The organism is Candidatus Thiodictyon syntrophicum (genome assembly GCF_002813775.1).
In the GTDB taxonomy this organism is placed as follows: Bacteria; Pseudomonadota; Gammaproteobacteria; order Chromatiales; family Chromatiaceae; genus Thiodictyon; species Thiodictyon syntrophicum.
This window is the reverse complement of sequence record NZ_CP020370.1, coordinates 1,384,316-1,410,074: the sequence shown is the minus strand read 5'-3', so window position 1 is coordinate 1,410,074 and position 25,759 is coordinate 1,384,316. Positions and strand designations below refer to the sequence as shown.

At 66.7% G+C, this 25,759-nt stretch carries 20 protein-coding genes; 12 read left to right on the top strand and 8 right to left on the bottom strand.

The window, feature by feature from the left end:
• Positions 1-549: 549 nt before the first annotated feature.
• Positions 550-1,185, top strand: a complete 636-nt coding sequence (locus tag THSYN_RS06120) for a transcriptional regulator (RefSeq protein ID WP_100918355.1) — start codon at positions 550-552, stop codon at positions 1,183-1,185.
• 409 nt (positions 1,186-1,594) lie between these two features.
• Here the strand turns inward: THSYN_RS06120 and THSYN_RS06110 are convergent, their stop codons facing one another.
• The 3 genes from THSYN_RS06110 to THSYN_RS35185 form a co-directional block, all read right to left on the bottom strand.
• Positions 1,595-1,819, bottom strand: coding sequence for a hypothetical protein (locus THSYN_RS06110; RefSeq protein ID WP_100918353.1), 225 nt, complete (start codon positions 1,817-1,819; stop codon positions 1,595-1,597).
• 249 nt (positions 1,820-2,068) lie between these two features.
• Complete coding sequence (locus tag THSYN_RS06105; RefSeq protein ID WP_100917404.1) at positions 2,069-3,079, bottom strand: IS1 family transposase; 1,011 nt, start codon at positions 3,077-3,079, stop codon at positions 2,069-2,071.
• Between the two features lie 199 nt (positions 3,080-3,278).
• Positions 3,279-3,398, bottom strand: a complete 120-nt coding sequence (locus THSYN_RS35185; RefSeq protein ID WP_216644687.1) for a CCDC90 family protein — start codon at positions 3,396-3,398, stop codon at positions 3,279-3,281.
• Positions 3,399-3,729: 331 nt separating this feature from the next.
• Here THSYN_RS35185 and THSYN_RS06095 point away from each other — a divergent pair, with 331 nt between their 5' ends.
• The 3 genes from THSYN_RS06095 to THSYN_RS06085 all read left to right on the top strand — a co-directional run bounded on the left by THSYN_RS06095 (position 3,730) and on the right by THSYN_RS06085 (position 8,323).
• Complete coding sequence (locus tag THSYN_RS06095; protein ID WP_100918351.1) at positions 3,730-4,383, top strand: ABC transporter ATP-binding protein; 654 nt, start codon at positions 3,730-3,732, stop codon at positions 4,381-4,383.
• A complete protein-coding gene (locus THSYN_RS06090; protein ID WP_100918350.1) occupies positions 4,380-6,896 on the top strand; it encodes an ABC transporter permease in 2,517 nt (838 codons plus the stop codon). The genes THSYN_RS06095 and THSYN_RS06090 overlap by 4 nt, the downstream gene beginning before the upstream one ends.
• A 296-nt stretch (positions 6,897-7,192) precedes the next feature.
• A complete protein-coding gene (locus THSYN_RS06085) occupies positions 7,193-8,323 on the top strand; it encodes a lipocalin-like domain-containing protein (RefSeq protein WP_100918349.1) in 1,131 nt (376 codons plus the stop codon).
• Between the two features lie 266 nt (positions 8,324-8,589).
• Here the strand turns inward: THSYN_RS06085 and THSYN_RS33485 are convergent, their stop codons facing one another.
• A complete protein-coding gene (locus THSYN_RS33485; protein WP_157817486.1) occupies positions 8,590-8,967 on the bottom strand; it encodes a DUF2845 domain-containing protein in 378 nt (125 codons plus the stop codon).
• A gap of 356 nt (positions 8,968-9,323) precedes the next feature.
• On the opposite strand from THSYN_RS33485, the gene THSYN_RS06075 reads away from it, so the two are divergent.
• The 3 genes from THSYN_RS06075 to THSYN_RS06065 all read left to right on the top strand — a co-directional run bounded on the left by THSYN_RS06075 (position 9,324) and on the right by THSYN_RS06065 (position 13,088).
• The gene (locus THSYN_RS06075) at positions 9,324-10,649 is read left to right on the top strand and encodes an O-antigen ligase family protein (protein WP_100918347.1); all 1,326 of its coding nucleotides are present in this window, start codon (positions 9,324-9,326) and stop codon (positions 10,647-10,649) included.
• Positions 10,646-11,779 carry a glycosyltransferase gene (locus tag THSYN_RS06070; protein WP_100918346.1) on the top strand — a complete coding sequence of 378 codons (1,134 nt, stop codon included), beginning with the start codon at positions 10,646-10,648 and terminating at the stop codon, positions 11,777-11,779. The genes THSYN_RS06075 and THSYN_RS06070 overlap by 4 nt, the downstream gene beginning before the upstream one ends.
• Before the next feature lie 163 nt (positions 11,780-11,942).
• Complete coding sequence (locus THSYN_RS06065; protein WP_100918345.1) at positions 11,943-13,088, top strand: glycosyltransferase; 1,146 nt, start codon at positions 11,943-11,945, stop codon at positions 13,086-13,088.
• 54 nt (positions 13,089-13,142) lie between these two features.
• Here the strand turns inward: THSYN_RS06065 and THSYN_RS06060 are convergent, their stop codons facing one another.
• The 3 genes from THSYN_RS06060 to THSYN_RS06050 form a co-directional block, all read right to left on the bottom strand.
• Positions 13,143-13,718 (bottom strand): LPD3 domain-containing protein, encoded by a 576-nt coding sequence (locus THSYN_RS06060; protein ID WP_157817485.1) that lies wholly within the window; start codon positions 13,716-13,718, stop codon positions 13,143-13,145.
• Positions 13,719-13,878: 160 nt separating this feature from the next.
• Entirely contained in the window at positions 13,879-15,102 is a 1,224-nt protein-coding gene (locus tag THSYN_RS06055; RefSeq protein WP_100918343.1) for an SUMF1/EgtB/PvdO family nonheme iron enzyme, read from the bottom strand.
• 242 nt (positions 15,103-15,344) lie between these two features.
• Entirely contained in the window at positions 15,345-15,548 is a 204-nt protein-coding gene (locus THSYN_RS06050; RefSeq protein WP_100918342.1) for a DUF2281 domain-containing protein, read from the bottom strand.
• 463 nt (positions 15,549-16,011) lie between these two features.
• Between THSYN_RS06050 and dnaE the strand changes: the two genes are divergently transcribed.
• The 5 genes from dnaE (at position 16,012) to THSYN_RS06025 (ending at position 24,907) form a co-directional block, all read left to right on the top strand.
• On the top strand, positions 16,012-19,620 hold the full coding sequence (gene dnaE / locus THSYN_RS06045) for a DNA polymerase III subunit alpha (RefSeq protein ID WP_100918341.1): 3,609 nt from the start codon (positions 16,012-16,014) through the stop codon (positions 19,618-19,620).
• A 90-nt stretch (positions 19,621-19,710) separates the two neighbouring features.
• Positions 19,711-19,953 carry a DUF4351 domain-containing protein gene (locus tag THSYN_RS35705; protein ID WP_236848920.1) on the top strand — a complete coding sequence of 81 codons (243 nt, stop codon included), beginning with the start codon at positions 19,711-19,713 and terminating at the stop codon, positions 19,951-19,953.
• A 13-nt stretch (positions 19,954-19,966) separates the two neighbouring features.
• Positions 19,967-20,386, top strand: a complete 420-nt coding sequence (locus THSYN_RS06035) for an SEC-C metal-binding domain-containing protein (RefSeq protein ID WP_100918340.1) — start codon at positions 19,967-19,969, stop codon at positions 20,384-20,386.
• 219 nt (positions 20,387-20,605) lie between these two features.
• Positions 20,606-22,198, top strand: a complete 1,593-nt coding sequence (locus THSYN_RS06030) for a site-specific DNA-methyltransferase (protein ID WP_100918339.1) — start codon at positions 20,606-20,608, stop codon at positions 22,196-22,198.
• 3 nt (positions 22,199-22,201) lie between these two features.
• Positions 22,202-24,907 (top strand): DEAD/DEAH box helicase, encoded by a 2,706-nt coding sequence (locus THSYN_RS06025; protein ID WP_100918338.1) that lies wholly within the window; start codon positions 22,202-22,204, stop codon positions 24,905-24,907.
• Between the two features lie 295 nt (positions 24,908-25,202).
• On the opposite strand, the gene THSYN_RS06020 is transcribed toward THSYN_RS06025, so the two are convergent.
• On the bottom strand, positions 25,203-25,658 hold the full coding sequence (locus THSYN_RS06020) for a sulfur globule family protein (RefSeq protein ID WP_100918337.1): 456 nt from the start codon (positions 25,656-25,658) through the stop codon (positions 25,203-25,205).
• Positions 25,659-25,759: the final 101 nt, after the last annotated feature.

Genomic DNA, 25,759 nt, shown 5'->3' with positions numbered 1-25,759 from the left:
TCAGCGTAACGCTCGTGCGGGGACAGGAACAGGTCATCGATGGTCTTGAGCTTCAGCGCCTCCACTGGTCACCTCCGGCAATGCAGCTTAGTAAGATCGCCAAGGACTATTGCATCGAGCATCAATCCCCGTGGACGACTTAGACGGTCTGGTCTATTTCGGTCTCCGGCCGCGCTGCGACGCCGCGGTAACCTGCGACGCTGGGGCAGTTTGCAAGGCCTCGTTGCGGCTGAAGCCGCTCCCACAGCGTCGCTGCGCGACTGTCAGGGAACGCTGAGCGGGGCCGATCACAGCAGGCTCCAGCTCGCCGCGTCGATGCCGACGCAGAAGAGTCCGCTGATACATATCGGGATTCCGCATGGCGTCCTCCTCGGCAGCGGTGGACACAGAGGCTACCCCGGTCCAGTGCGCAACTCAAGCATGTAGGCACTCGAGCGGTGCTCGGTCCGCACAGCGGACCCTACGGGGCTAATTGTTAAGTATTTTTCAGACAAATCGCAGCCGGGGGCTTGTTTGTGTATACCTATTTTGGGTATGCTCATACCCAATATGGGCACAAAATCTCCAGCCGCCTCGAAGTCGCCATCTGCGCCGCGCGGCGCGGGCCTTGCTGACGCACTGTTCACCGGCACCCAGCAGCGGGTGCTGGGGCTCTTGTTCGGCCAGCCTGATCGGAGTTTTTACGCCACGGAACTGATCGGCTTGGCGGGCTGCGGCTCGGGCGCCGTGCAGCGCGAGTTGGCGCGCCTGGCCCACGGCGGGCTGCTGAGCGTCCGTCCCGTCGGCAACCGCAAGCATTACCAGGCCAACCCGGACTCGCCCGTATTCGCAGAGCTGTGCGGGCTCGCCCAGAAGACGGTCGGCCTGGCGGAGCCCCTGCGTGCGGCCTTACAGCCGTTAGCGCCGCGGATCGACGCCGCCTTTGTGTTTGGGTCGGTGGCCAAACGACAGGACACCGCGACCAGCGATATCGATCTGATGTTGGTCAGCGACACGCTGAGCTACGCCGATGCCTATGGGGCGCTGGAGGGCGCCAGCGCCCGTCTGGGCCGGACGGTGAACCCGACGATCTTATCGCGCGCGGATTTGGCCGCGCGGTTGAGCGACGATAACGCCTTTGTCACGCGCGTGTTGTCGCAGCCCAAGATCTGGCTGATGGGAGGACAAGATGCCCTCGGCGTTTGATAACCTGTGCGGCCCCGGAAAGCCGCTGAAATCCGAGCCGCCTGATGCGAAGAAGTTTGCCGATGCGCCCGACCAGCCGGGAGAGCGCGGCGCGCAGGCCGCCAGGCTTGCGGGGCGGGGCCAGCTCGAGGCGCTCTCGGGACTCTGCGCTGGTGACACCGCTGCAGCGGTGTCACCCATGTGTTGGCCGCTGTGCGGCCCGGACCAACGGGCGCTTGCCACGGTCGCGATCAGCGCCCTGGCCTCGCGGCGCACAGCGCCTGACACAGGCGTGACACCGCTCGAGAGACTGTGAAAGTATTATGCTATGGTAAATCATAGAGATTGCTCAGCGCCCCGAGGCGAAATCGGGGCGAAATCGGCACAAAATAGCAATTTTCGGCGCTTTTCTCTCGAAACCGTATCACGACTAAGCGCTATGTAACTGATAAAAAAGGCTCGAATACTTGCCCAGTCTCTCGAGCGGTGTCACGAGAGCGGGCACCAGGGCAAGACCCCAGCAGGCCAGGGCGGCATAGAGTCCGGGGCTGGCGGCGACCGTCGCCTTTTCGGCGGCCACCAGCCACAGCGCGGTTGCATAGAGACCGGGCACGGCCAGCTCCAGCGTGATCAACTGTCGGGCCAGTTCGTCCAACGGTCAGCGCACCAACCGATCGCCTGCCGCCCACCCTCGGTGGGCGCTCCCCTCACCCGGCCCTCGGTCGTTCGGCCGCAGCCCGGAAGGGGTGCGGGCGTCGAGCCTCAGAAGAACGACTTGATGACCAGCGAAGCCACGCCGGCCAACATCAGGCCGAGCATCCATTGAAGCAGTGTGCACTTGCCGGTCAAGTCGCGGCACTGGTTCAGTTTGGTTCTTCCTTATCCTTATGTTTTTGTAGTATTTTTATAACCTGGGCTGTCGAACTCTAAGGACCTCATCCCACGAGAGTCCCTGCTGGAGAATCCCCAGAGCCACCGCAGGAACCTGTTTTGTCGTGAAGTGGCTGCGAATAAAGTTATGGACAATCCACAACATATCCAATGTTCTTTGCAAACCAGAAATGCTCTTCGCGTACGTATTCGTTCGGCGGCGATAAGCAGAATTCTTTCGCCGAAATGAAGCGTTCGATGCTTCCAAATGATTAGCATGAATATCGGCTGGCGTCACATCTTGATCGGTTTCTGGATGCTCCGGATGAGGGGTTTCGTATTTGGGACGCGAGTGCCCCGTTCTATCAGTTCCTTTCCCTTTATTCTTAAGGCGCACCTTCACACCGCGACGAAGCACTTTCGGTGGGCGGCCGCGTTTTCCGGTTCGCAATACTTCGTGGCAAATTTCAAACAGGAGATTGCCATACCGACGTTCCCCGTCGGTGACTAGAGTGACATCGCCAGTACGCAGGATGACATCTCTAAGTATTTGTATGGCATATGAAAATAGGCTGCGATCCTTTTTCCCGCACTGAAGCGCCCAGATAAATCGACTTGCCCTTTCCATCAGTACGATCGTCCAGCCTTCACAATCCTCCGGGGGGACATTCCTATTCACTTTCGTATAAAGCTCATCACCTTCGATCAGTTGCTCAATAAAGGTGTGCGTCAGGGCATATATGACCAGCACATCCTTGCAATCGGCCAGGCGACGCTCCCATAGGAGCAACGTATTCTTCGCAATCGCGAAGGCCCGGCAGGCGGCGTTCAAGCCGATCCCCTCAGTGCGCGTTTTGAGCACTTGAATGATGAAGCTGGTCGGTTTCCTGAGCCCCTCGATAAGGGTGGCTTTGGTCTCGGAAAAGAGCCTATTGCAACTTTGACATCGCCACAGCAAACGCGTACCGTTATGACCGGTTTGATACGTCTTGTGATGCCGACAATTCTGTGAATTGCAATGAGGGCATGTCCATTGTCCGTTCAAGAAGTTCTCACTTATTCAAAAAGTGACGGAAACCCGCGCCGAACTAGATATATTACATATATTTCAATGTCTTGTAAACAGGAATTAAACTGAACCAGTGCCCAAGTCGCTGCGAAGCAGCGTTATCCTGGCGTCCAGATCATTGCGCAAAAGGTCGATTTTCCCCTCCAGGCGCTCGATGTCGCGCGCGCTGGCCACCTTAAGATGAGGACAGCACATCAGCCAGGGCTTGTGCTTCGGCCTTGGCTTGCTGGGGAGGAAATCCGCCCGCTTCCAGGCGCTCGGCATACTTGAGGGTGTCGAAGGTGATGGCGGTCATGGTTCGCTCCTGGTGTGGCTGCTTGGGCAGCCTAAGCCCGGGAGGGGTGCGGGTGTCAAGGGCCGGGCGGAACGCGGGTGCGATCAGAACTGATGTGGTGACCGAGATCCCGGGTACGCTGTCCTGGTCGTTGTCGTTGTCGTTGTCGTGATCGGATTGTTCGATTACGACAACAACAACGACGCCCGGCGCGTGAGAAGATCCGGTCGCTGCAGGGTGCACCGTGCGGATCGGTCGCCCCCGCGCAAACGCGCCTGCCTTCCGGGCTGCCCGATCGCCCCCACATCCGGGTGACTGGAACCGCTCCGCCAACCGCCGCCCCACCCGCCCCATGCTCGAAATCGCCAACCTCTCCCGCCAGTTCAACGGCCGCCGCGTGCTGCAGGACCTCTCGCTGCGCCTGCGCCCTGGCGAGTATGTGGCCGTCGTCGGCGAGTCCGGGGTCGGCAAGTCGACGCTGCTCAATCTGATCGCCGGGCTGGACCGGCCCGACGGCGGGCGGCTGGCGCTCGACGGGGCCGACTACGCCGACCTCGATGAGGATTCGCTGACGCGGCTGCGGCGCGACAAGCTGGGCTTTGTCTTCCAGGCCTTCCATGTGCTGCCCCACCTCACGGTGCTGCAGAACGTGGCCCTGCCGCTGTGGCTCCAAGGGCACAGCGGCGCGGCGGCGGCGGGACCGGCGCAGCAGCTGCTGGAGGCCGTGGGGCTGGGTGGACGCGCGGGGAGTTGGCCGCGGGAGCTGTCCGGCGGTGAACTGCAACGGGTGGCGATTGCGCGGGCGCTGGTCCATGGCCCGCGCCTGGTGCTGGCGGACGAGCCGACCGGCAACCTGGACCCGGCCAACGCGGCGATGGTGCTCGCCCTGCTCGCCGCGCGCATCCGCGGGGCGGGCGCGATCGGCATCCTGGTGACCCATTCGCCGGCGGGGGCGCAGACCGCCGACCGGGTGCTGCACCTGACGGCCGCGGGGCTCGCCGGGTGAGGCTGGCGCCGGTCTTTCTCGGCTCGCTCGCCCGGCGGCGGGTGGCGACCCTGTTTTCGCTGATCGCCATCGTCCTGGGGGTCGCGCTGGGCATGGCGGTGCAGGCGGTCCACGAGGCGGCGCTGACCGAGTTCGGCCGCGGCCTGCGCACCATGGCCGGTGAGGCGGACCTGCAGGTGGTGGGGCCGCGTGGGGGCTTCGACGAGGCACTCTATGCCCGGCTCGCCGCGCGCCCCGAGGTCGCGGAGGCAAGCCCGGTGGTCGAGGTGGATGCGCAGATCGTGGGGCGGCTGGAGTCGCTGCAGTTACTCGGGGTCGATGTATTCCGGTTGGCGCCCGTCACACCGGCCCTGCTGCCCCGGCCGGCGGAGGCAGCCGCTGCGGATGCGGGCAGGGACGCGGGGTCGCTCGCCGCCCTGGCCGAGGACAGCCTCTTTCTCAGCGCGGCAGCACAGGACGCCCTGGGTCTCAAGACGGGCGAGCGGCTCCAGTTGCACGCCGGTACCGAATCTCTGGAGGTCCGCATCGCCGGCGACCTGCCGGGCAGCCCGGACCACCGCCGACTGGCGGTGATGGACATCGCCGCCGTGCAGGCGCGGTTCGCCAAGCTCGGGCTGCTCACGCGCATCGACCTGCGGCTGGCCGAGTCGGTCGCACCGGGTGCGGCGCAGGCCGCCCTGCAGGCCCTGCTGCCGGCCGGGGTGCTGATCGAGGAACCCAGGGCCGCGGAGGACCAGGCGGCCAACCTGTCGCGCGCCTACCGGGTCAATCTGACCATGCTCGCGGCCATTGCGCTCCTGACCGGCGGCTTCCTCGTCTTCTCGGCCCAGGCGCTCTCGGTGGTACGCCGCCGCACCGAGTTCGCCTTTCTGCGCGCCATCGGCCTGGCGCGGCGCGACCTCTTCGCCTGGCTGGTGGCGGAGGGCGCGCTGGTGGGGCTGGCGGGGGGCCTGCTTGGCGTGGCCCTGGGTCATGGCCTGGCCTGGGGGCTGCTGGCGGTCCTGGGCGGGGACCTGGGCGCCGGGTATTTTTCCGGGCTGACGCCGCGGCTCCAGTTCCAACCGGGGGTCACGGCCCTTTATGTGGCGCTGGGCGTGCTGGCCGGCGTCGCCGGCGCCTGGCTGCCGGCGCGCGAGGCGGCCACGGTGTCGCCGGCCCAGGCGCTCAAGGCGGGCGACGAGGCGGCCCTGCTGGGCGGTCACGGGCACCCGCGCCTGGGGCTGGCCCTGGTGGCGGCGAGCCTCCCCGCCTGCTGGATCGCGCCCGTGAACGGGTTGCCGCTGGGCGGCTATCTGGCGGTCGTGTGCCTGCTGGCGGGGGCCGTGATGCTGTTGCCGGTGCTGGCCGCCGGCGTCGCCCGGCTGCTGCCGCGGCGCGGCCCGGTGTCGGCGCGACTCGCCGCGGCCAGGCTCGGCGCCGCACCCGGGCACGCGGTGGTGGCGGCGGCCGGGGTCCTGACCAGCGTCGCGCTGGCGGCGGCGATGGCGATCATGGTCGCCTCCTTCCGCGGTTCGGTCGACGAGTGGCTGGACCAGGTCCTGCCCGCCGACCTCTACCTGCGCCCCGGCAAGGTCCAGACCAGCGGCTATCTGGATGAGGCGCTGCAGGCGCGGATCAGGGCCGTGCCCGGGGTCGGGGAGGTGCGCTTCACGCGCCACGACAGCCTGCGCCTGGCCCCCGGGCAGGCGCCGGTCGCCTTGCTGGCCCGGCCGGTGTCCGCCGACGGGCACGAACTGCCCCTGGTCGGGGCGACCCGACCCGGCGGCGGCGAGCCGGCCATCTGGGTCTCCGAGGCGGTGCAGGACCTCTACGGCTGGCGGCCCGGCCAACGGGTGGAGGTGCCGCTCGCCGGGCGGCCGGTCGCCCTGCATGTAGCCGGTGTCTGGCGCGACTATGCGCGCCAGACCGGGACGGTGATGATCGACCTGGGGGACTATCGGCGTCTCACCGGCGACCCCCTGGCGAGCGATGCGGCCATCGACCTGGCCCCCGGTGCCGCGGCGGATCAGGTGGCCGAGGCGCTCAAGGCCGCGGCCGGGCCGGGCGCGCTGGAGACCGCCCAGCCGGGGCTGATCCGCGGCATCACGCTGCGCATCTTCGATCGCACCTTTGCCGTCACCTATCTGCTGGAGGCGGTCGCGGTGGGCATCGGCCTGGCCGGGGTGGCGGCCAGCTTCGCGGCGCTGGCGGCGGCGCGGCGGCGCGAATTCGGCATGTTGCGCCACCTGGGCCTGACGCGCCGCCAGATCGGCTGGATGCTCGCCCTGGAGGGGGCCCTGGCGGCCGGGGTCGGGGTACTCGGCGGCCTGCTGGCGGGCGGGGCCATCGGCCTGGTGCTGATCGAGGTCGTCAATCGGCAGAGCTTCCACTGGAGCATGGACCTGCGGGTCCCCTGGGGCTCGCTCGCCTGGTTCGCCGCCGCCCTGACCGCCCTGGCGGCCCTGGCCGCGGTGCTCGCCGGCCGCCAGGCGATGCGGCAGGAGGCGGTGTTGGCGGTGCGGGAGGACTGGTGATCCCAGGAAAAGCAGTTTTAGCCGCAAATGAACGCAAATTGACGCAAATAATCAAAGACTCGCCTTTGCTGCAGGTTCATCGTCCGGGTGACGCCCGCGACGATGCCTAACCAGCCGATTTATTTGCGCTTATTCGCGTTCATTTGCGGCCGAATACTCTTTCTTGGGGTTACGGCCCCACCCCTTGATGTCACGCCCTTACAGGGCTGGCCTGAATTGCACGGTCAACCCAGGGCGTTGCCCTGGGCTGGTATGTCACGCCCCTTCGGGGCTCACGGCCATTGAAGTCTAGAGCGATGAATCGACGCACCCTCCTTATCACGCTCGCCAGCCTGCCGGTCTTGCGGGCCGCGGCGGCACCGGAGCCGGACCAGGTCCCGGAGTCGAATCGGGCCTCGGAATCGGATCAGACCCCGCCGGTCGTCTTCGACCCGGTACTCCCCGGCCGCACCCTGAGCTTCCCGTCGGACCACGGCGCCCACCCGGGCTTTCGCACCGAGTGGTGGTACGCCACCGGCTGGCTGACCTTGCCGGACGGCAGCCCGCTGGGCTTCCAGAGCACTTTCTTTCGCGTGCGCACCGGTATCGGGGAGCACAACCCCAGCGCCTTCGCGCCGCGCCAGTTGATCCTCGCCCACGCGGCCATCGCCGACCCGCGTCTGGGGCGTCTGCGCCACGACCAGCGCGCCGCCCGGGTCGGCCTGGGCCGCGCCGGGTGCGCGACCGGACAGACCGGGGTCTGGGTCGGCGACTGGCGCTTCGAGCAGGACGCGGACCGTTATCGGGCGCGGATCGACGGCGATGGATTCGGCTATGACCTGACGCTGGTCCCGGACGGCCCGCCGATGCTCAACGGCGCCGCCGGGTTCAGCCGCAAGGCCCCCGATCCCAGCAATGCCAGCTACTACTACAGCCGCCCGCACCTGCAGGTCAGCGGCACCGTGACGCTGGACGGCCGCCGCCAAGCCGTGACCGGCCTGGCCTGGCTGGACCACGAATGGTCGAGCGAGTACCTGCCCCCCGGCGCCAAGGGCTGGGACTGGATGGCCCTGAACCTCAATGACGGCAGCGCCCTGATGGCCTTTCGGATGCGCGGCGCCGCGGGTCAATCCATCTGGTCCGCCGCCACCCTAAGACCGGCCGGGGGGGCTGCCGAGGCACTGCCGCCGGATGCCGTCGCCTTCGAGCCGCTGCGCCGCTGGCGCTCGCCGCGCACCGGCATTGAGTACCCGATCGAGTGGCGGGTGCGGATCGGCACCCGGACCCTGCGGCTCGCACCCCTCATGGACGACCAGGAACTCGACAGCCGCCGCTCCACCGGCACCGTCTATTGGGAAGGCGCGGTGCGGGCGCAGGAGGATGGCCGGGAGGTCGGGCGGGGGTATCTGGAGATGACCGGGTATGGGGAGACGATCAGGGTGGGGTGAACAGGGACCGTGGAGGCGCCTGAGTAACGAGTCAAGAACAGGTTAAACACGACACAATCGTGTCGTTGTCGTTGTCGTTGTCGTTGTCGTTGTCGTTGTCGTTGTCGTAATCCTAATCGTAGAAACGCTGCAAATCGGCTTGCGAGGAAATCCTGGGCGCTACGATAACCTCGATTACGACAACGACAACGACAACGACAACGGTGCGGAGAGCATTCCTGATGTACTTGGTTCACTTATTAATGAACCGTTCCTGACGCCCGCAATCAGTTGCCATACCCCAAATCCTTGATGTCAGTCAGTTGACCATTCACGAAATGCAGAAACTGCATGAAACTGCTGGGACCGAAGTTATAGACCCATTCATCGATGTTGATCGGTTGATCGTAGACATAACCCACACCAGGCAGGTAGGCTATCCCCCGATCCTGCAATATCGCTTCACGCGAGGGCACCCAGTTCAGGATCGTTCTTCGATATTCGACACGGCTGTCGCGCTGATAAGGCTCCCCGCATTTGTCATAAACCTGCCGCATGGTGTCGCCGGTATATACCAGCACATTTCGACAATAGAATGGCGATGCCCAGGTACCTTGGGATATCACGGCCAGACACAAGGCGAGCGCCAACATCGACAGTTTCATCAGGACTCTCCAGCTTGAGTTACGGTTGCTCCGCGGTGGTACCGACCGGATCATTGCCAACCAAGGATAGACCATTTTCTGTGCGCTGCCGGGGCCTTCATCGTAAGTGCGGTCAAGGCCATCAGGACCGCAGTGATAGCACGCAACTCGTGTGCGACCGCCGCACACCTCGGCCGCCCCGGCGGCCGCCGGCAGCCAGGCGCATCGGTTCCCCGGCAAGTCAGGCACGCTTTGCTTTACCATTGCACCAGGCCCCGGCCAAACCCGGTGAAGCGCCGCCGGCCACGCCCGACCCCGCAGGTCACAAGACCAAGCCCCACCGCCGCCGGTGGTTCCCCCGCCACGAGCCGCCACGCATGACCTTCAGTCCCATCCTGACCCGCAAGCCCGCGATTGCCCGGGTTCTGCTGCTGATCTTCGCCTTCTGCGCCTGGTCCCTCACGGCGCCGGCCAACATCGCGCTCGCGCTGCTCGCCGCGCTGTTCCTGACCGAGGTCCCTGGTCACTGGCGGCAACTGCGCCGGGAGCCGGCCCTGCTGCTGGTCCTCGGTGTGCTGGCCATCACCAGCGCGCTGGCGTTGCGCGCCGCCTGGCTGTACCCGGACACCGCCGCGGACCAGTGGCGGGCGGTCTCGGCCTGGGTGACACCCTTGCTCTTCGTCATCCCCGCCTGGTGGCTGCGCCGCGACCCCGACCAGGTCTGGCCGCTGCTGGGGGCGGCCTTCCTGGGGCTGGTGTTCGGGGTCCTGCACAAGACCGACTGGTCCCTGACACCGCAGGTGCTGGCCGGGATGCGCTACCACTTCGGCTACGCCGCCCTGGGGCTCGCCTTCATCGCCTCGGTGATGCTGGTCGGGCTCTTTCTGTTCCGCGCCCGGATCACCGGGATGCGCATCGGCGGGCGGGCGCGGCCCCTGCTCGGCTGGGCGCTCTGGGGCCTGGGGCTCGCCTTCCTGCTGGTGGTCCTGGTGGTTACCCAGTCCCGCGGGGCGGCCGTCGGGCTTGCCGTCGTCGGGGTGCTCTACGCCCTGCTGCAATGGCTCAACCCGGGGCGCCAGGACGGGCGGGCACCGCGGCAGGCGCGCCTGGCCCTGGCCTCCGCGCTGCTGTTCGTCGCCCTGGCCGGGACCCTGCTGTGGACCACCAGGGGCCGTCAATTGGCGGATTTCAGGGAACTCACCCGCGGCAGCCAGGGCGAACTGAGTTACCACGAGGCGGCGTCCGTCGCCATCCGGCTCAATCTGGCGCAGGTCGGGCTCCAGGCCTTCAGCGCCCGCCCGCTGCTGGGCTTCGGCCCGGGAACCAGCACCACCGAGTTCCTGATACCGAGGCGGATCCTGGCGGTCTCCGACTACCAACTGGCCCATGCCCCGGCCGCCTCCCACCTGCACAGCGCGGCGATCGAGACCCTGGCCCGCTTCGGCCTGGTCGGCGTCCTCATCGCCGCCGCGCTGCTCGCGGTCCTGGGGCGCGCCTACCGCACCCTGTGGTCCGACCCCCGGGCGGCGCCGGACCTGCGCGCCTTCCTGACCCTGGGCGCCGTCATGCTGCTGCTCTATTGTCTCTACGACTTCCGCCTGATGAACCTGGATCTGCGGTTCTTCTTCATCCTGTTCCTCGGCATCCTCTACAGCGTCCAACTGCGCCCCGTGGGCGCCGGGCAGCGGTCCGGCGGATCATGACCAAGCCCCCGCGCCTGGCCATCTACTGCGGCCCCTTCGACGGCGGCAGCACCGCCAAGATCGCCGCCAGCCTGGCCAACGGCTTCGTCGCCCGCGGCACCCCCACGGATCTGCTGGTCACCGCCTCGCGCGCCCCCATCCCCGAGGCGACCGATCCCCGGGTGCGGGTGCTCGCCATGGGCCGTATGGGCCCCTGGACCCGAGTCCCGGCCATGGCCCTGTATCTGCGCCAACACCGCCCGGCGGCGGTCCTCACCCACCGTATCCGCGAGGACGTCTTCACCCTCAAGGCGGCGCGCCTGTCCGGCACCGGCACCCCGGTCTTCGTCACGGTGCACGGACGCATGAGTGTCAAGCTCGATCATCTCAAGGGCTGGAAGGGCCGCCGTCGGCGCGCCGAGGTCCTGCACTGGTACCGCCGCAACCGCGGCCTCGTCGCGATCTCGCAGGACACGGCGCAGGACCTGCACGCCCTCCTGGGGGCCGCGGCCCCGGTGACGACCATCCCCAACCCCATCGTCACGGCGCGGATGCTGGAACTGGCCCAGGCGCCGATCGACCACCCCTGGTTCCGCGCGGACCCGTCCGGGGCGCGCCCCCCGGTCCTGGTCTTCGCCGGCCGGCTGGAGGTGGAGAAGGACCTGCCGACCCTCCTGCACGCCTTCGCCCGCCTGCGCGCGGGACTTGACTGCCGCCTCCTGATCATCGGCGATGGGCGGCTGCGCCCGCAGATCGAGTCCGTCCGCGCCGACCTGGGGCTCACCGAGTCGGTCGACATGCCCGGCTGGGCGGCCAACCCCTACCCCTATCTGCGCCGGGCCGACCTGGTGGTGCTGTCCTCCTTCTGGGACGCCCTGCCGACGGTCCTGATCGAATCGCTCGCACTCGGCACCCCGGTCGTCAGCACCGAGTGCGGGGCCGGCCCGCGGGAGATCCTGGCCGACGGGCGCTTCGGCCCCCTGGTCCCGCCCGGCGACCCGCGGGCACTCGCCGACGCCATGGCCCGGACCCTGGCCGACCCGCTCCCGGCCGCCACCCTGCGCCAGGGCGGCGAGCGCTACGAGGCGCAGCGCAACGCCGATCGCTATCTCGCGCTGATGCTGGGGTCCGCGCGAGGTCAATCATCCTAAAATCCACAGATGAACACAGATGAACACAGATGTTCCTTGAATTGTCATGCGCTTATCGTTAGTGTCACAATCACCGGCAAGGTGAGTCCCCGGCCAAGCGTAAGTCAATGAATAATCTGTGTTCATCTGTGTTCATCTGTGGATAACTGCTCTTTCTCGGATCATGTCGGCTGAGCGCATCGCCCTGGTGGTCACCGACTTCGAGGGCGGCGGGGTCGAGCGCAACCTCACGCACCTGGCCCGCGGACTGGCCCGGCTGGGGGTCAGGACCTGGCTCCTGGTCGGCGACCCCGAGCACGCGTATCTGGAAGACCCGGAGCCCGGCCTGTGCGTCCTGCACGTCACCGAGCCCCGCACCGGGTTCCTGCGCGCCTTCATGCAGCACGAGCGCCCCGACTGCCTGGTCACCGGCAAGTTGGCCGACGACCTGGCCGCCCTGGCGGCGCGCACCGGGCTCGCACCGGAGGCCGGGGGCGCCACGCGCCTGGTCGCCGCGGTCGGCACCCTGATGTCAGGGCGCTTCCACTCGCACCGCTGGAACCCGCTCAAGACCCGCCGGGAGACCCGCCGCATCGGCAGTTGCTACCGGCAGTTGGACGGGATCACCGCGGTCTCGGCGGCGGTCGCCGAAGACCTGCGGCAGGTCTTCGGGGTCACCGATGTACCCCTCGCCGTCCTGCACAACCCCATACTGCCGGACGACCTGGCGGACCTGGCCGCCGCCCCCTGCCCCCACCCCTGGCTCGCGCAACCCCGGGGCCCGGGCCGGCCCCCGGTCGTCATCGCGCTCGGCGGGCTGCGCCGGGTCAAGGACTTCGCCACCCTGCTGCGCGCCTTCGCCCGCGCGCACCAGCCGACGGCGCGGCTCATCATCATCGGCGAGGGCAAGGAGCGGCCCCACCTCACCGAACTGGCCCAGGGACTCGGCCTCGGCGCCCGCCTGGACCTGCCCGGCTTCATCGCCAACCCCTTCCCGTATCTCGCCCGTGCCGACCTGCTGGTACTGTCCTCACGCCGCGAGGGCCTGCCCAACGCGCTGGTCGAGGCCCTGGCCCTGGGCACCCCGGTGGTCGCCACCGACTGCGCGAGCGGCGTGCGCGACCTGCTGCGCGACGGGCGCCTGGGGCCTCTGGTGCGGCTCGGCGACCTGCACGGCCTGACCGACGCCATCGATGTCAGTCTGCGCTGGCTCGCCGCCGACACCCTGGACCGCGACGAACTGCGTGAGGCCGCGCAACCCTACCGGCTCATCCCCGCCGCCGGTGCTTATCTGGAGTTCTTCCGCTCGCTGGCGGCGCCGGGCGGCTGAAGCCTCGACCGCCGGTTCGAGGCCGATCGCCCGGGACTTGGACGGTGATGGGGGTCATGGTCGCACCAAGGGTGTTCCGTCCCACAGTGTAGCGCCCGCCAGCAAGTCGGTTATACTGATGATGCGCCCCGTGGTTGGTTGAGCTTGCGGCTTTGACGCCTTTGGCGTTCCATGCGCAGGCAAGGTTCCCAGCGGGGCGTTTTCTATTTCTACGGCGGACAGCGCGTGCAACACCCTGGTCTGGCCCAACCGGGGTACGAAGGTCTTACCGGTAAGCTTGACCCGGTACAGCACCCCGTCCACCACCAGCGCGGCATAGAAGCGATGGACCTCTGCCACCTGGGGGTTGTGGTGCGCCAGATCAGGGTGGGTCTCGGTCAGGACCGCCCGCCTTACGAGCGCTTCGATCCCGGCCACCGCCTTCGATTCGAGCGCCGTCAGGTCAGGGTTGTCCCCCATTTTGGCGCGGCCTTTGCGGTTGATGCGCAGCACCCAGCCGGTATCGTCATTATCGAGCCCCGGGCCACCCTGCAGTTGCCGCAACAGCGCGTCTGCGCGTTTAGCCAAGGCTACTTTGGCTACTTTGCTCAGTGCGTCGCCAAACTCGCGGCCGGCCAGCTCCGTGACCACGGCCGGCGCCAGTGCGTAAAGTCCAGGCCGTTGGCCGACGAACGCGCAGATGAACACAGATTATCACAGATGATTCATTGATTTACGCTCTGCACGGGGCGATTCCGGCCGCTCACCGCAAGCCGGCCAGCCTTTTCCTGACCCCGGATGGCGCTCCGCTTCATCCGGGCTGGCTGGCTGGCTCGAGACCTAGGGCAAGCCGGAAACCGGCATCGGGGAAGTGGAGGCCGGGGTCGACGAGGGTGCGGCACGCGGAGCGCCGGCTCTGCACCTCGTCGATCCAACCGCCGCCGCGCAGCACACGCCACCCGCCTGAGATGTCATCCCAGGCACGGCCGTCGTCCGGGGCGCCCTGGTAGTTGTCGTGCCAATGGTCCTGCACCCACTCCCAGACGTTCCCGTGCATATCGTGGAGCCCCCAAGGGTTGGCGGCCTTCTCTCCAACCGGGTGGGTCTTGCCCCCCGAGTTCCCATCGAACCAGGCGTGATCGGCCAGGGCCTTCTCGTCGTCACCGCAGGACCAGCGGGTCTGAGTCCCCGCCCGGCAGGCATATTCCAACTCCGCCTCGCTCGGCAGCCGATAGGTCCGGCCGGTCTGTCCGCTGAGCCAGAGGCAATAGGCGACGGCGTCCTTCCACGAGACATTGATCACGGGATAGCGGTCACGGCCCCAGCCCCGATCCCCGGGCTTTTCCCGCCCGGCGACCACACAGAACCGGTCATAGTCCGCGAAGGTGACGGGGAAGCGGCCGATCGCGAAGGGCCGGGCGATGCGTACCTCGTGCTGGGGGCGCTCGTCGGCGTCGGCCACCTTGTCCGTGTCGGGTGAGCCCATCAGGAAGCCCCCGGGCGGCAGCCAGACCATCTGCGGACCCTGACCGCCGTCCTTGAGCTGGTCGTGGAAGACACTGCCGGGCTCTCCCACCTTGGGTGGTGGTAAGGCCGCCGCCCACACCATTTCCGGACCTGCGTCGCCAGCATCGGTGCCCGGCCCAGCCAATTCCGCGATATCACGCCTGAGCCGCTGGAATCCGCCGTGCTCCGGTCGGCCGTCCCAGCCGCCGAGGTCCACCCCGTGGACATGGCGAAAATAGAGCGGCGGCTTGACCGGCTCGAGGAAGACCGGCACCAGCTTGTTGGCGTCCAGGGCCTCGGCCGCCTCGGCGCGCACCCATTGGCGCTGCACCGAGGTCGCGGTCCAGACCACCAGCACACACCGCGCCGCGGCCAGTGCCCGTTCGATCTCCTCGTCGAAGCGCCGCCCGGCACGCAGGTCCGCATCCCACCAGACGCCATAGCCCAGCGACTCGAGCGCCCGGGCGATGGGCTCGACCCGGCTCAAGTCCTTGCGTGCATAGCTGATGAAGATATCCAAGCCGCCCATCCCCCAGGTCTCGTTGTCTCGTTCCCAGGCGCCGAGGCCCTGCCATTAAGTCAAGCCGCAACGGCTACTGGGAGCGCCGCACCCCAGTGCGGCGCGGCCTCTGGTCAACCCGCACCGCCGGAGTTATCCGCGAGATCGCGCCGCACTGGGGTGCGGCGCTCCCAGGCCGGACCGGACTGGACATGAGGCTTAACCTGATGGCAGTGACGCGGGAGCGTGGGAACGAGAAATATCCCTGCCGGTCAACCGTCATTCCAGACCTCGTCGTCTGGATTTTCCCAGACGCGGCGCATGGCGCCGTCCTGGGCCGCCTTGAGGTCTTCGCTGAGCAAATCCCGCAGTCCGTGCCTGGCCTCCAGATAGCCGATGAAGTCCAGGACCTCGCGGGCCAGCGGCTCCGGGAGCCGGCTCGCCTGCGCGAAGATTCGATCCGCCGTGGTACCCATGCCCGCGCCCCTCGCCCGTCAGTCGTCTCGGGGGTCAGTGTATCCCAGCGCGTAGCCTGGATGGAGCGCAGCGCAATCCGTATCCACAGTCGCCGCCAGCGTGTGTCCGCACGGCCTGCCACCGGCATCCTCAGCCCCGCAGGGGCGTTACATACCAGCCCAGGGCAGCGCCCTGGGTTGGGCGCAGGATGAGGTTTAGCCCTGAAAGGGCGTGACATAGGGCCGCACCCGGTGACGGTTGAGCCCTGATGGATGTCACGCCCCTTCAGGGCTGGACCTCAGAAACCGCGCCACCCAGGGCGTTGCCCTGGGCTGGTATGTTGCGCCCCTTCGGGGCTTGCCCTCGCGCCGGGCGGACGCCCGGCGCTCCCAGGATCCCCGCAGCGACCCGCACGCCGCCCCCGCCGACTTGGTAGACTCCCGCCCCCGACGCCCGCCATCCAACACCACAGCCGAGCCCGCCATGGACCCCCGCTTCATCCACCTGCACCTGCACACGGAATACTCCCTGGTCGACGGACTGGTGGGGGTCAAGCCCCTGGTCAAGGCGGCGCGCAAGGCCGGGATGCCGGCCGTGGCGATCACCGATCAGTGCAATTTTTTCGCCCTGGTACGCTTCTACAAGGCGGCACTGGGGGCCGGGATCAAGCCGATCGCGGGGGCGGACCTGTGGGTGAAGAACCCCGCGGACCCCAACAAGCCGCACCGCCTGGTGCTGCTGGTGCAGGACAAACAGGGCTACGGCAATCTCACCCGGCTGATTTCGCGCGCCTATGTCGAGGGGCAGCACTTAGGCGTGCCCCAGGTGGAGCGCGACTGGATCGCGGCGGCGCCACACGGGCTGATCGCGCTCTCCGGCGGGCCCCAGGGCGATGTCGCCTCCGCCCTGCTGGCGGGTAACCGCACGGGGGCCGAGTACCTGCTGGACCAGTGGCTCACGGTCTTCGGCGACCGCTATTACCTGGAGCTGATCCGCACCGGGCGGGAGCAGGAGGCGGAACTGGTGGAGCAGTGCGTCGATCTCGCGCTGGCCCGGGGCGTGCCGGTGGTGGCGACCAACGACGTGCGCTTCCTCGCCCGCGAGGACTTCGAGGCCCACGAGGTGCGGGTCTGCATCCACGAGGGCCGCACCCTGGACGACCCCAGGCGCCCGCGTGTCTTCAGCGAGGAGCAATACCTGCGCACCCCCGCCGAGATGGTCGAGCTGTTCGCCGACTGCCCGGAGGCCCTGGAAAACTCGGTGGAGATCGCCAAGCGCTGCAACCTGGAGTTGGAACTGGGCAAGAACTACCTGCCCGACTTCCCGGTGCCGGCGGGGCTGACCATCGATGAGTTCTTCCGCGCCGAGTCCGAGGCGGGTCTCAAGCGCCGCTTTGAACGCGGCCTGTTGCGGGCGGCCGCCGATCATCCGGACCGCCGCCGACTCTACACGGAGCGCCTGGACCTGGAACTCGGGGTCATCTGCCAGATGGGCTTTCCCGGCTATTTCCTGATCGTGGCGGACTTCATCGCCTGGGCCAAGCGCAACGGCATCCCGGTCGGCCCCGGCCGCGGTTCCGGTGCCGGCTCGCTGGTCGCCTACGCACTCGGGATCACGGACCTTGACCCCATCCAGCACGATCTCCTGTTCGAGCGCTTTCTGAATCCCGAACGCGTCTCCATGCCCGACTTCGACATCGACTTCTGCATGGAGGGCCGCGACCGGGTGATCGACTATGTGGCCGACCGCTATGGGCGCGAGGCGGTGTCCCAGATCATCACCTTCGGCACCATGGCGGCCAAGGCGGTGGTGCGCGACGTGGGCCGGGTCATGGGCCACCCCTATGGCTTCTGCGACCGGGTGGCCAAGATGGTCCCCTTCGAGCTCGGCATGACGCTGGAGAAGGCGCTGGAAGACAACCCGGATCTCAAGGCCGCCTATGAGGACGACGAGGAGGTCCACAACCTCATCGACATGGGGCGCAAGCTCGAGGGCTGTACCCGCAACGCCGGCAAGCACGCCGGGGGCGTGGTCATCGCCCCCACCCGCCTCACCGACTTCGCGCCGCTGTATTGCGAACCGGGCGGGGACAACCTGGTCACCCAATTCGACAAGGACGACGTGGAGTCCGTAGGCCTGGTGAAATTCGACTTCCTGGGGCTGCGCACCCTCACCATCATCGACTGGGCGCTCAAGACCATCAACGCCCACCGGCCGGCGGGCCTGGAGCCCATCGACATCGAGCAGATCGACCCGGCGGACCCGGAGGCCTTCGCATTGCTCAAGCGCTGCGAGACCACCGCCGTCTTCCAGCTCGAATCGCGCGGCATGAAGGAGCTGATCAAGAAGCTCCAGCCCGACTCGTTCGGCGACATTACGGCCCTGGTCGCCCTGTTTCGCCCCGGACCACTGCAGTCCGGCATGGTGGACGACTTCATCAACCGCAAGCACGGTCGCGCCGATGTCGCCTATCCGCACCCGGACCTGGAACCGGTATTGGCGCCCACCTACGGCATCATCCTCTACCAGGAGCAGGTGATGCAGATCGCCCAAGTCCTGTCCGGCTATTCGCTGGGCGGGGCGGACCTGCTGCGCCGCGCCATGGGCAAGAAGAAGGCCGAGGAGATGGCCAAGCAGCGCGTCGGCTTCCAGGAGGGGGCCGAACAGCGCGGGGTGGACCGTGGGATTGCCGCGCACATCTTCGACCTGATGGAGAAGTTCGCCGGTTACGGGTTCAATAAGTCACATAGCGCCGCCTATGCCCTGGTCAGCTATCAGACCCTGTGGCTCAAGACCCACTATCCGGCCGCCTTCATGGCCGCGGTGCTCTCCGCGGATATGGACAATACCGATAAGGTGGTCACGCTCATCGAGGAATGCCGCCAGATGAAACTGGCGGTGAAGCCACCGGCGGTCAATCACTCCGAATACCGCTTCACCATCGCCGGTGACGACACCGTGGTCTATGGGCTGGGGGCCATCAAGGGGGTCGGCGAGGGGGCGATCGAGGCCATGCTGGAGGCGCGGCGCACCGGCGGCCCCTTCCGCGATCTCTGGGAGTTCTGTCGCCGCATCGACCTGCACAAGGCCAACCGCCGGGTGCTGGAGGGGATGATCCGTGCCGGGGCACTCGACGGGCTGGCCCCCAACCGCGCCACCCTGATGGCCCAGTTGCCGCTGGCACTGAAGTTCGCCGAGCAGCACCGCGCGACCCAGGCGGCCGGTCAATTCGACCTGTTCGGCGGCCTGCTCGACAGCGGCGGGCCCACCGCCGCCGCGCCGGACCCGCAGATCGCCGCTGAAACCCGCGAGGACTGGGACGACGAACAGCGCCTGGCCGGCGAACGCGAGACCCTGGGCCTCTATCTGACCGGCCACCCGATCGACCGCTACACCGGCGAGATCGACGCCATGGTGGGGGCCGCCAACCGTATCGCGCGTCTCAAGGAAACCGAGCGCGACCCCGCGGAGGCCGAGAACCGCTGGGACAACAAGCGGCGCGAGCGCGACCGGCGCACCATCGCCGGGCTGGTGGTGAGCGTGCGCCCCGGCAAGACGCAGCGCGGGCGCATGTGCTCGGTGCTCTTGGACGACCGCACCGGGCGTATCGAGGTGACGGTCTTCTCCGAACTGTACGAGACGACGCGCAGCCTGCTGATCCCGGATCAGATGATCACCGTCACCGGCTCCCTGAGCTTCGACGACTTCCGCAACGACTGGACCTTCCGCGCCGAGGACGTGCGCACCTTCGAGCAGGCGCGCGAGTCACAGGCCGACCACCTGGCCCTGACCCTGGGGACCGCCCCCGGCCCTGTCTGCGATCTGGAACTGGTCGAACAGATCAAAACGATCCTGGAACCCTTCCGCGGCGGCGATTCGCGCATCCTCCTCGACTATCAACGCGCCGGGGTGCGCGCGCGGCTGCTATGCGGCGACGCCTGGCGCGTGCAGCCGCGCGATGCGCTCTTGAAGCAACTGCGCCGCCTGCTCGGCAACGAGGCGGTGAGCGTCTGCTACCAGCGCGGGACCCTGCCGGCGATGCCGGCGGAGCCCGAACGGCCGCGGGCGGCGCGATTGACGGTGGTCAGGTAGGGCCGACGTTCGGCGCACACCCTGGAGTCCAAGGCTTCAGCCTTGGGCGCCTACGGGGTACAGCAAGGCGAAGGCAAGCTGCTGCGCCGCGTGCTGACCCGCCGCTTCGGCCCGTTGCCCTCATGGGCCGAACAACGCCTGGAGCAAGCCGGCGAGACGCAGCTTGAGGCGTGGGCCGACCGGGTGCTTGAGTGCCGGAGCCTTGAGGAGGTATTAGTGGGAGTGAGGGCTTGTCTGCTCGACAAGGACAGCCAAAATTCAGCCTTGATCAAGATTCCGGCCGTAGGGTGGACAAGCGATAGCCCAGTCCACCGAATTCCGCGCCGCCACTAACCGGAGGTTTATTATGGGAGGTTTTGCCGATGCCCTCTCGAAATTCGCACAACCGCTGATCGATGCGACCGACGGCTCGCCGGAACAGTTGCAGAAGGCGTTCACGCTGAGCCAACTCTGCTGGAACCTGGCGGTGACGCCACCGCAGAGCCGGAACGAGTTCCTGGCCAGCCTACAGCCGACCTTGCATATGGATGACGACGAGTTTGAGGCATTCAAGCGGACGGTCGTCACGCCAATGATCAAGCGCCACCAGGAGATGTTCCCGGGATTGAATCGGCGAGGTCCCATGGCACCGTCCGGCAGCGCGCCGATCCGCGAGATCGCGCCGCCGGCACCACGACGCGCCGTCAAGAAGTATGCCGGTACCGGGCGCAATGAACCCTGCCCCTGCGGCAGCGGGCAGAAATATAAGCGCTGTTGTGGACGATGACCGGAAGTTGAGCGCCGACGGCGGGGCTTCTCGTTCCCACGCTCCGGCGTGGGAATGCCGTGCGGGCGCTCCGCGTCCGGTCTTGGCACTGGACGCGGAGCGCCCGCACTTGCTCCCACGCGGGAGCGTGGGAGCCAGAAGAGCCGGAAGGGTTCGACTGCACGGCATTGCACTGCACTGCCCGTCGGCGACAGCCATAGAATACACCCGAGGATATGAATGCCCACCTTGAACTGGATCGGCAAAGAGGCCGTCGTCAGACACCACCGGGAGGTGCCGTTCCGTCTGCTGGAGCCGGTGCCGGAACTGTCCTGCGGCGGCGCCGACAGCGGCAACCTGATCGTGCAGGGCGACAACCTGCACGCGCTCAAGGCCCTGCTGCCGCGCTATGCCGGGCAGGTGAAGTGCATCTATATCGACCCGCCCTACAACACGGGCAACGAGGGGTGGGTCTATAACGACAACGTCAACAGCCCCGAGATCCGCCGCTGGCTCGGCGCCGTGGTCGGCAAGGAGGGCGAGACGCTGGATCGGCATGACCGCTGGTTGTGCATGATGTATCCGCGGCTGGTGTTGCTGAAGGAATTACTACGCGAGGATGGCGTTCTCTTTGTGAACATCGGAACGGACGAACTCGCCAACCTTGGACTGCTAATGGATGAGGTCTTTGGTGCCGCAAATCGTATCGCAATCGCGGCCTGGGAAACCTCCTATACGGCGAATCAAACCGCGAAACATATTTCCGAGACCACGGATTTCGTTTTCATTTATGCCAAACGATTCGATGCCGCGGTGATCGGCAAGTGGGACCGTACCGCAGAACAAGTGGCGAAATTCAAGAATCCGGACAACGATCGACGCGGACCTTGGAAAGCTGAAAACCTATCGGCTGGCAAGCCTTATTCTGCTGGACAATTCCCTATAACCGGCCCGACCGGAAAGCAGTTCTTACCTCCCCCAGGAAGGTATTGGCGCTGCAACGAGGCGCAATTCCATACCTGGTTGGCCGATGAACGCATTACATTCGGAGTCGGCGGGACCGGCCGCCCTATGCTGAAGAAATACCGAGACGAGATCACACAGGGGTTGACGCCCACGACCTGGTGGAGACATGAAGAATTCGCGACGGCGAAAGATGCCAGCATTGAACTTAAAGATATTCTTGACGGTCGCGCTGCATTTGGTACCCCGAAACCCACAAGACTCGTTCAGCGCATCTTGGGAATCGCCACAGACAAGGATTCACTGATCCTCGACAGCTTCGCCGGTTCCGGCACGACCGGCCATGCGGTCCTGAAACAAAACGCCGAGGACGGCGGCAATCGCCGTTTTATCCTGGTTGAAATGGAACCGGAGATCGCCTGCAACGTTACCGCCGAGCGGGTTAAGCGGGTTGCGCAAGGCTACACCAACACCAAGGGTAACAGCATCGACGGCCTCGGCGGCGGCTTCCAATTCTGCCGCCTCTCCGCCGAACCGCTCTTCGATCCCACCGGCCAGGTCCGCGCCGACGTAACCTTTGCCCAACTCGCCGAATTCGTCTGGTTTGCCGAGACCGGTACCGGCTTTACCGGCACGGCCGACGGCCCCCTGATCGGCACCCACGAGGGACGCGCCATCTACCTGCTCTACAACGGTATCCTGAAGGACCAATCGGCGGCCGGCGGCAATGTACTCACCGGGCCGGTCTTCGACTCACTGCCCAAATTCGCCGGCCCCAAGGTCATTTACGCTGCGGCCAATCGCCTGGGCACCCGCACCGCGCGCGAGGGCATCACCTTCAAGCAAACCCCTTACGCGCTGGACCTGTGAGCCATGACGACCTTCGCCCCCAAGACCTACCAGTCGCAGGTGCTCGACAGCCTGGAGACCTATTTCAAGGCGTGCCATGAGTTGCCGTCGCCGGCGATTGCCTATACGGCCACGACCGAACGTCTGTGGGGGCGGGCCCTGGCCTACAACCCCTTGGCGGGCTTCCCGCTGGACATGCCCTACCTGTGCCTGCGGGTGCCGACCGGCGGCGGCAAGACCTGGCTCGCGGCCAAGAGTGTGGCCCTGGTCAACACGCACCTGCTGCGCTGCGAGCACAGTGTCATCCTCTGGCTGGTGCCGAGCAAGCCGATCCGCGAGCAGACCTTGCGCGCGCTCAAGGGCCGGCTGCATCCCTATCACACAGCGCTGCGCGAGGCGGGCCCGCTCACCGTCATGGACCTGGACGAGGCCAAGGCGGTGACCCGCGCCACGCTGGACACCTCGACCACGATCATCGTCGCCACCCGCCAGGCCTTCCAGGTCGAAGAAGAGGAATGCCGCAAGGTCTATCAGTCGAGCGGCGCCCTGATGCACCACTTCGACAACCTGTCACCCGCCCAGCGCGATGCACTCTTGACCGAGGGCGACGGCGCGGACCAGACCAGGCCCTGTTCGCTGGCCAACGTGCTGCGCCTGCGTCGGCCTTTCGTCATCGTCGATGAGGCGCACAACAGCCGCACCGAACTGGCCTTCAACATGCTGGCGCGCTTGCGCCCCAGCGGGATACTGGAACTCACCGCCACGCCCGACCTGGAGCGCACCCCCAGCAATGTCCTGCACAGCGTCTCGGCCGCCGAATTGAAGGCGGAGGAGATGATCAAGTTGCCGGTGGTGCTGGAGACCGAGCCGAACTGGCAGCAATGTCTGGCGGACGCCATCGGCCGGCGGGAGGCATTGCACCAGTTGGCCGAGGATGAGCGTCAAACCGGCGCGCCCTATGTGAGGCCCATCGTGCTGATCCAGTCGGAGCCGCGCCGCAGCGGTGTGGAGACACTCGATTTCGAGCGCGTCCGCAAGGAGTTGATCACCAACCACGGCATCCCTGCCGACCAGATCCTGGTGGCGACCGGGGAGGAGAAGGGACTGGAGCAGATCGATTCTGACTATAAGCTGGGCATCGCCGACCCCGCCTGTCCGGTCAGGTTCGTCATCACGCAGCGCGCCCTGGCCGAGGGCTGGGACTGTCCCTTTGCCTATATCCTGGTCAGCATGGCCTCGCTGCATTCGGCAACAGCAGTGGAACAGTTGCTCGGCCGGGTCTTGCGCCAGCCCAATGCCAGCCGGCGCGCGGCCCGCGAACTCAATCAATCCTATGCCTTCGTCGTCTCCCGTAACTTTGCCGAAACGGCCGGCGCATTGCGTGACCGCCTGGTGAGTGGCGCCGGATTCGAGCGGCGCGAGGTCAGTGAGTTCGTCAAGGCGGCCAAGGACGAGCAGGCCAGGCTGGATTTGGAAGGACAGGCCAGGCGCGTGTTCGTGCATCCAGTGGCTATTACATTGTCGGAGAAGCCGAACCTCAAGGAGGTGCCCAAACCCGTCCGGGACAAGGTCGTGTGGGACGGCAAGCTCAATACGCTCACCATCACCACGCCATTGACGGAAGAAGAGACCGAGGTTCTCAAGGCCGCGGTGACGACGCCAACCGCGGCGGCGGCGATCGTCGCGGCGGGCGAGGTCAGCCGCACCACGGCCATCGAGTTCTTCCAGACACCGGCCGAACTTGGGGAGCGATTGCGGATACCGCAACTGGCGTTGCGCGTGCAGGGTGAGTTGAAGCTGTTTGATGACCCGGAGGTCCTGGACTATCCGTGGGACCTGTCACACTACCTTGCGGCGCCGACGGCCGACGACATCAGGACCCTGGGTGCCGGCATGAAGGTGTCGGAAAGCGGTAAGATCGATATCGATGACGGCAGCGGCAAGTTGGTGTCCAGCTTCCTGCCGGCGCTGCAACGCGACCTGGGGTTGGTCTACCGGCCTGAACATCGCGATGAGGTGCGCTTGGCCGCCTGGTTGTGCGCCAACCTGCCGGAGCCATCCCTGACCCATGCCGGCAAGCAGGCCTTCGTGGCCGCCTGGCTTACCGAGTTGCTGCGGCGCGACGGCTTCACCCTGGCGCGCGCCAATCTGCAGCAGTTCATGATCCGCAATCTGCTTGAGGCGCGTATTCGGGAACTGCGCAGGCAGGCGGTCGGGAAGGCGTTTCAGTTGACCCTGTTCGGCGACGAGGCCGCATCGCGCATAGCGGTCAGCGACGAGTATGCCTTTGAGTTCCAGGCCCAGGCCTATGCCCCCAGCCGCGATTACGACGGCCGCTTCGGGCGCTTCGAGTTCCGCCACCACTTCTATGGGCGGATCGGCGACTTCGACAGCAAAGAGGAGTTCGAGTGCGCGTGCCAACTGGATATCGCGGCGGCGCAGGGCCGCATCCAGTTCTGGGTTCGCAACCTGGTGCGGCGTGAGGGCGCCTCTTTTTTCCTGCAAAAGGCGGATGGCCGTTTCTATCCGGACTTCCTGTGCCGACTGCCGCCGTCCGGGGAACTGCCGGGGACCATTCTCGCGGTGGAGTATAAGGGCGCCGATCGCTGGCAGGAGGCCGCGGATGACCGCTTGATCGGCGGACTTTGGGCCGGTCTTTCAAACGGGCGCTGCGGCTTTGTGATGGTGACGGAGCGGCGTTGGGAGAGGCTTGACGAGTGGCTGAAATGAGGCCGCATCGCCACCCCGATCCGGGTCACGCGGGCCTTGATCATAACTCCGGCCACACGGCTGCACGGGAGGTCGCTGGTCCGCACAGCGGACCCTACGGGCGCGGTGCCGTAGGGTCCGCTGTGCGGACCACAGCCCTCGCCGTCGGCTGATGGGCCGGGATGACGATCAAGGCCGTCACGCGGCATCGGGTGGACTGACAGCGCGCCCTGCGCCAATGGAAAGGCCAGGCGAATGCCTGGCCTTGATCCGGCGCGCTATCCCTGCGCGCCCAAGGTCGTACCGAGCAGCGGCCTTACTTGGCCGGGGCCTGCTGGGCCGGGGCGGCCGCAGGGGCCGGGGGGGCCATCGGGACCGGGTAAGGGGCGGCATAGGGGGCGCCATAGCCGTAGGGAACGCCGCCGTAGGGGCCGTAGCCGCCGTAGTAGGGGGCGCCGTAGCCGTAGCCGTCATAGCCGCGGCCATAGCCGTAGCCATTGCCGTAGCCATTGCCGCGCCCGCGACCGTAGCCGCGGCCATTGCCGCCGCCGCTCATGCTCATGTTGAAGTCGCCGTCTCCGAACATGTCGCCGAGCCAGTCGCCCGAGCCATCGCCCCAGCCATTGTTGCCCCAGCCGTTGTTACCCCAGCCGTTGTTCCCGTAACCGGGACCACCGCCCCAGGGACCGCCGCCCCAGGGACCCCAGGCGGAGGCGGAGGCGGACAGGCCCAGCAGGGCGGCGACGGCGACAGCAGTAGCAAGCTTTTTCATCTTGATCTCCGAAGATTCGATTGTGTTGTTGGCAGCTAGCGGGGCGCGTACAGCACCACCCACGGGAAAAAGTATATTAGTAGTCGCTTAAATTAGCAAAC

Coding starts and splice junctions, on each gene's coding strand:
- THSYN_RS06025 (WP_100918338.1), top strand. CDS start 22,202: ATGACGACCTTCGCCCCCAAGACCTACCAGTCGCAGGTGCTCGACAGC.
- THSYN_RS06120 (WP_100918355.1), top strand. CDS start 550: ATGGGCACAAAATCTCCAGCCGCCTCGAAGTCGCCATCTGCGCCGCGC.
- THSYN_RS06070 (WP_100918346.1), top strand. CDS start 10,646: ATGACCAAGCCCCCGCGCCTGGCCATCTACTGCGGCCCCTTCGACGGC.
- dnaE (WP_100918341.1), top strand. CDS start 16,012: ATGGACCCCCGCTTCATCCACCTGCACCTGCACACGGAATACTCCCTG.
- THSYN_RS06065 (WP_100918345.1), top strand. CDS start 11,943: ATGTCGGCTGAGCGCATCGCCCTGGTGGTCACCGACTTCGAGGGCGGC.
- THSYN_RS06020 (WP_100918337.1), bottom strand. CDS start 25,658: ATGAAAAAGCTTGCTACTGCTGTCGCCGTCGCCGCCCTGCTGGGCCTG.
- THSYN_RS35185 (WP_216644687.1), bottom strand. CDS start 3,398: ATGACCGCCATCACCTTCGACACCCTCAAGTATGCCGAGCGCCTGGAA.
- THSYN_RS06085 (WP_100918349.1), top strand. CDS start 7,193: ATGAATCGACGCACCCTCCTTATCACGCTCGCCAGCCTGCCGGTCTTG.
- THSYN_RS06075 (WP_100918347.1), top strand. CDS start 9,324: ATGACCTTCAGTCCCATCCTGACCCGCAAGCCCGCGATTGCCCGGGTT.
- THSYN_RS06050 (WP_100918342.1), bottom strand. CDS start 15,548: ATGGGTACCACGGCGGATCGAATCTTCGCGCAGGCGAGCCGGCTCCCG.
- THSYN_RS06030 (WP_100918339.1), top strand. CDS start 20,606: ATGCCCACCTTGAACTGGATCGGCAAAGAGGCCGTCGTCAGACACCAC.
- THSYN_RS06055 (WP_100918343.1), bottom strand. CDS start 15,102: ATGGGCGGCTTGGATATCTTCATCAGCTATGCACGCAAGGACTTGAGC.
- THSYN_RS06095 (WP_100918351.1), top strand. CDS start 3,730: ATGCTCGAAATCGCCAACCTCTCCCGCCAGTTCAACGGCCGCCGCGTG.
- THSYN_RS33485 (WP_157817486.1), bottom strand. CDS start 8,967: ATGAAACTGTCGATGTTGGCGCTCGCCTTGTGTCTGGCCGTGATATCC.
- THSYN_RS06035 (WP_100918340.1), top strand. CDS start 19,967: ATGGGAGGTTTTGCCGATGCCCTCTCGAAATTCGCACAACCGCTGATC.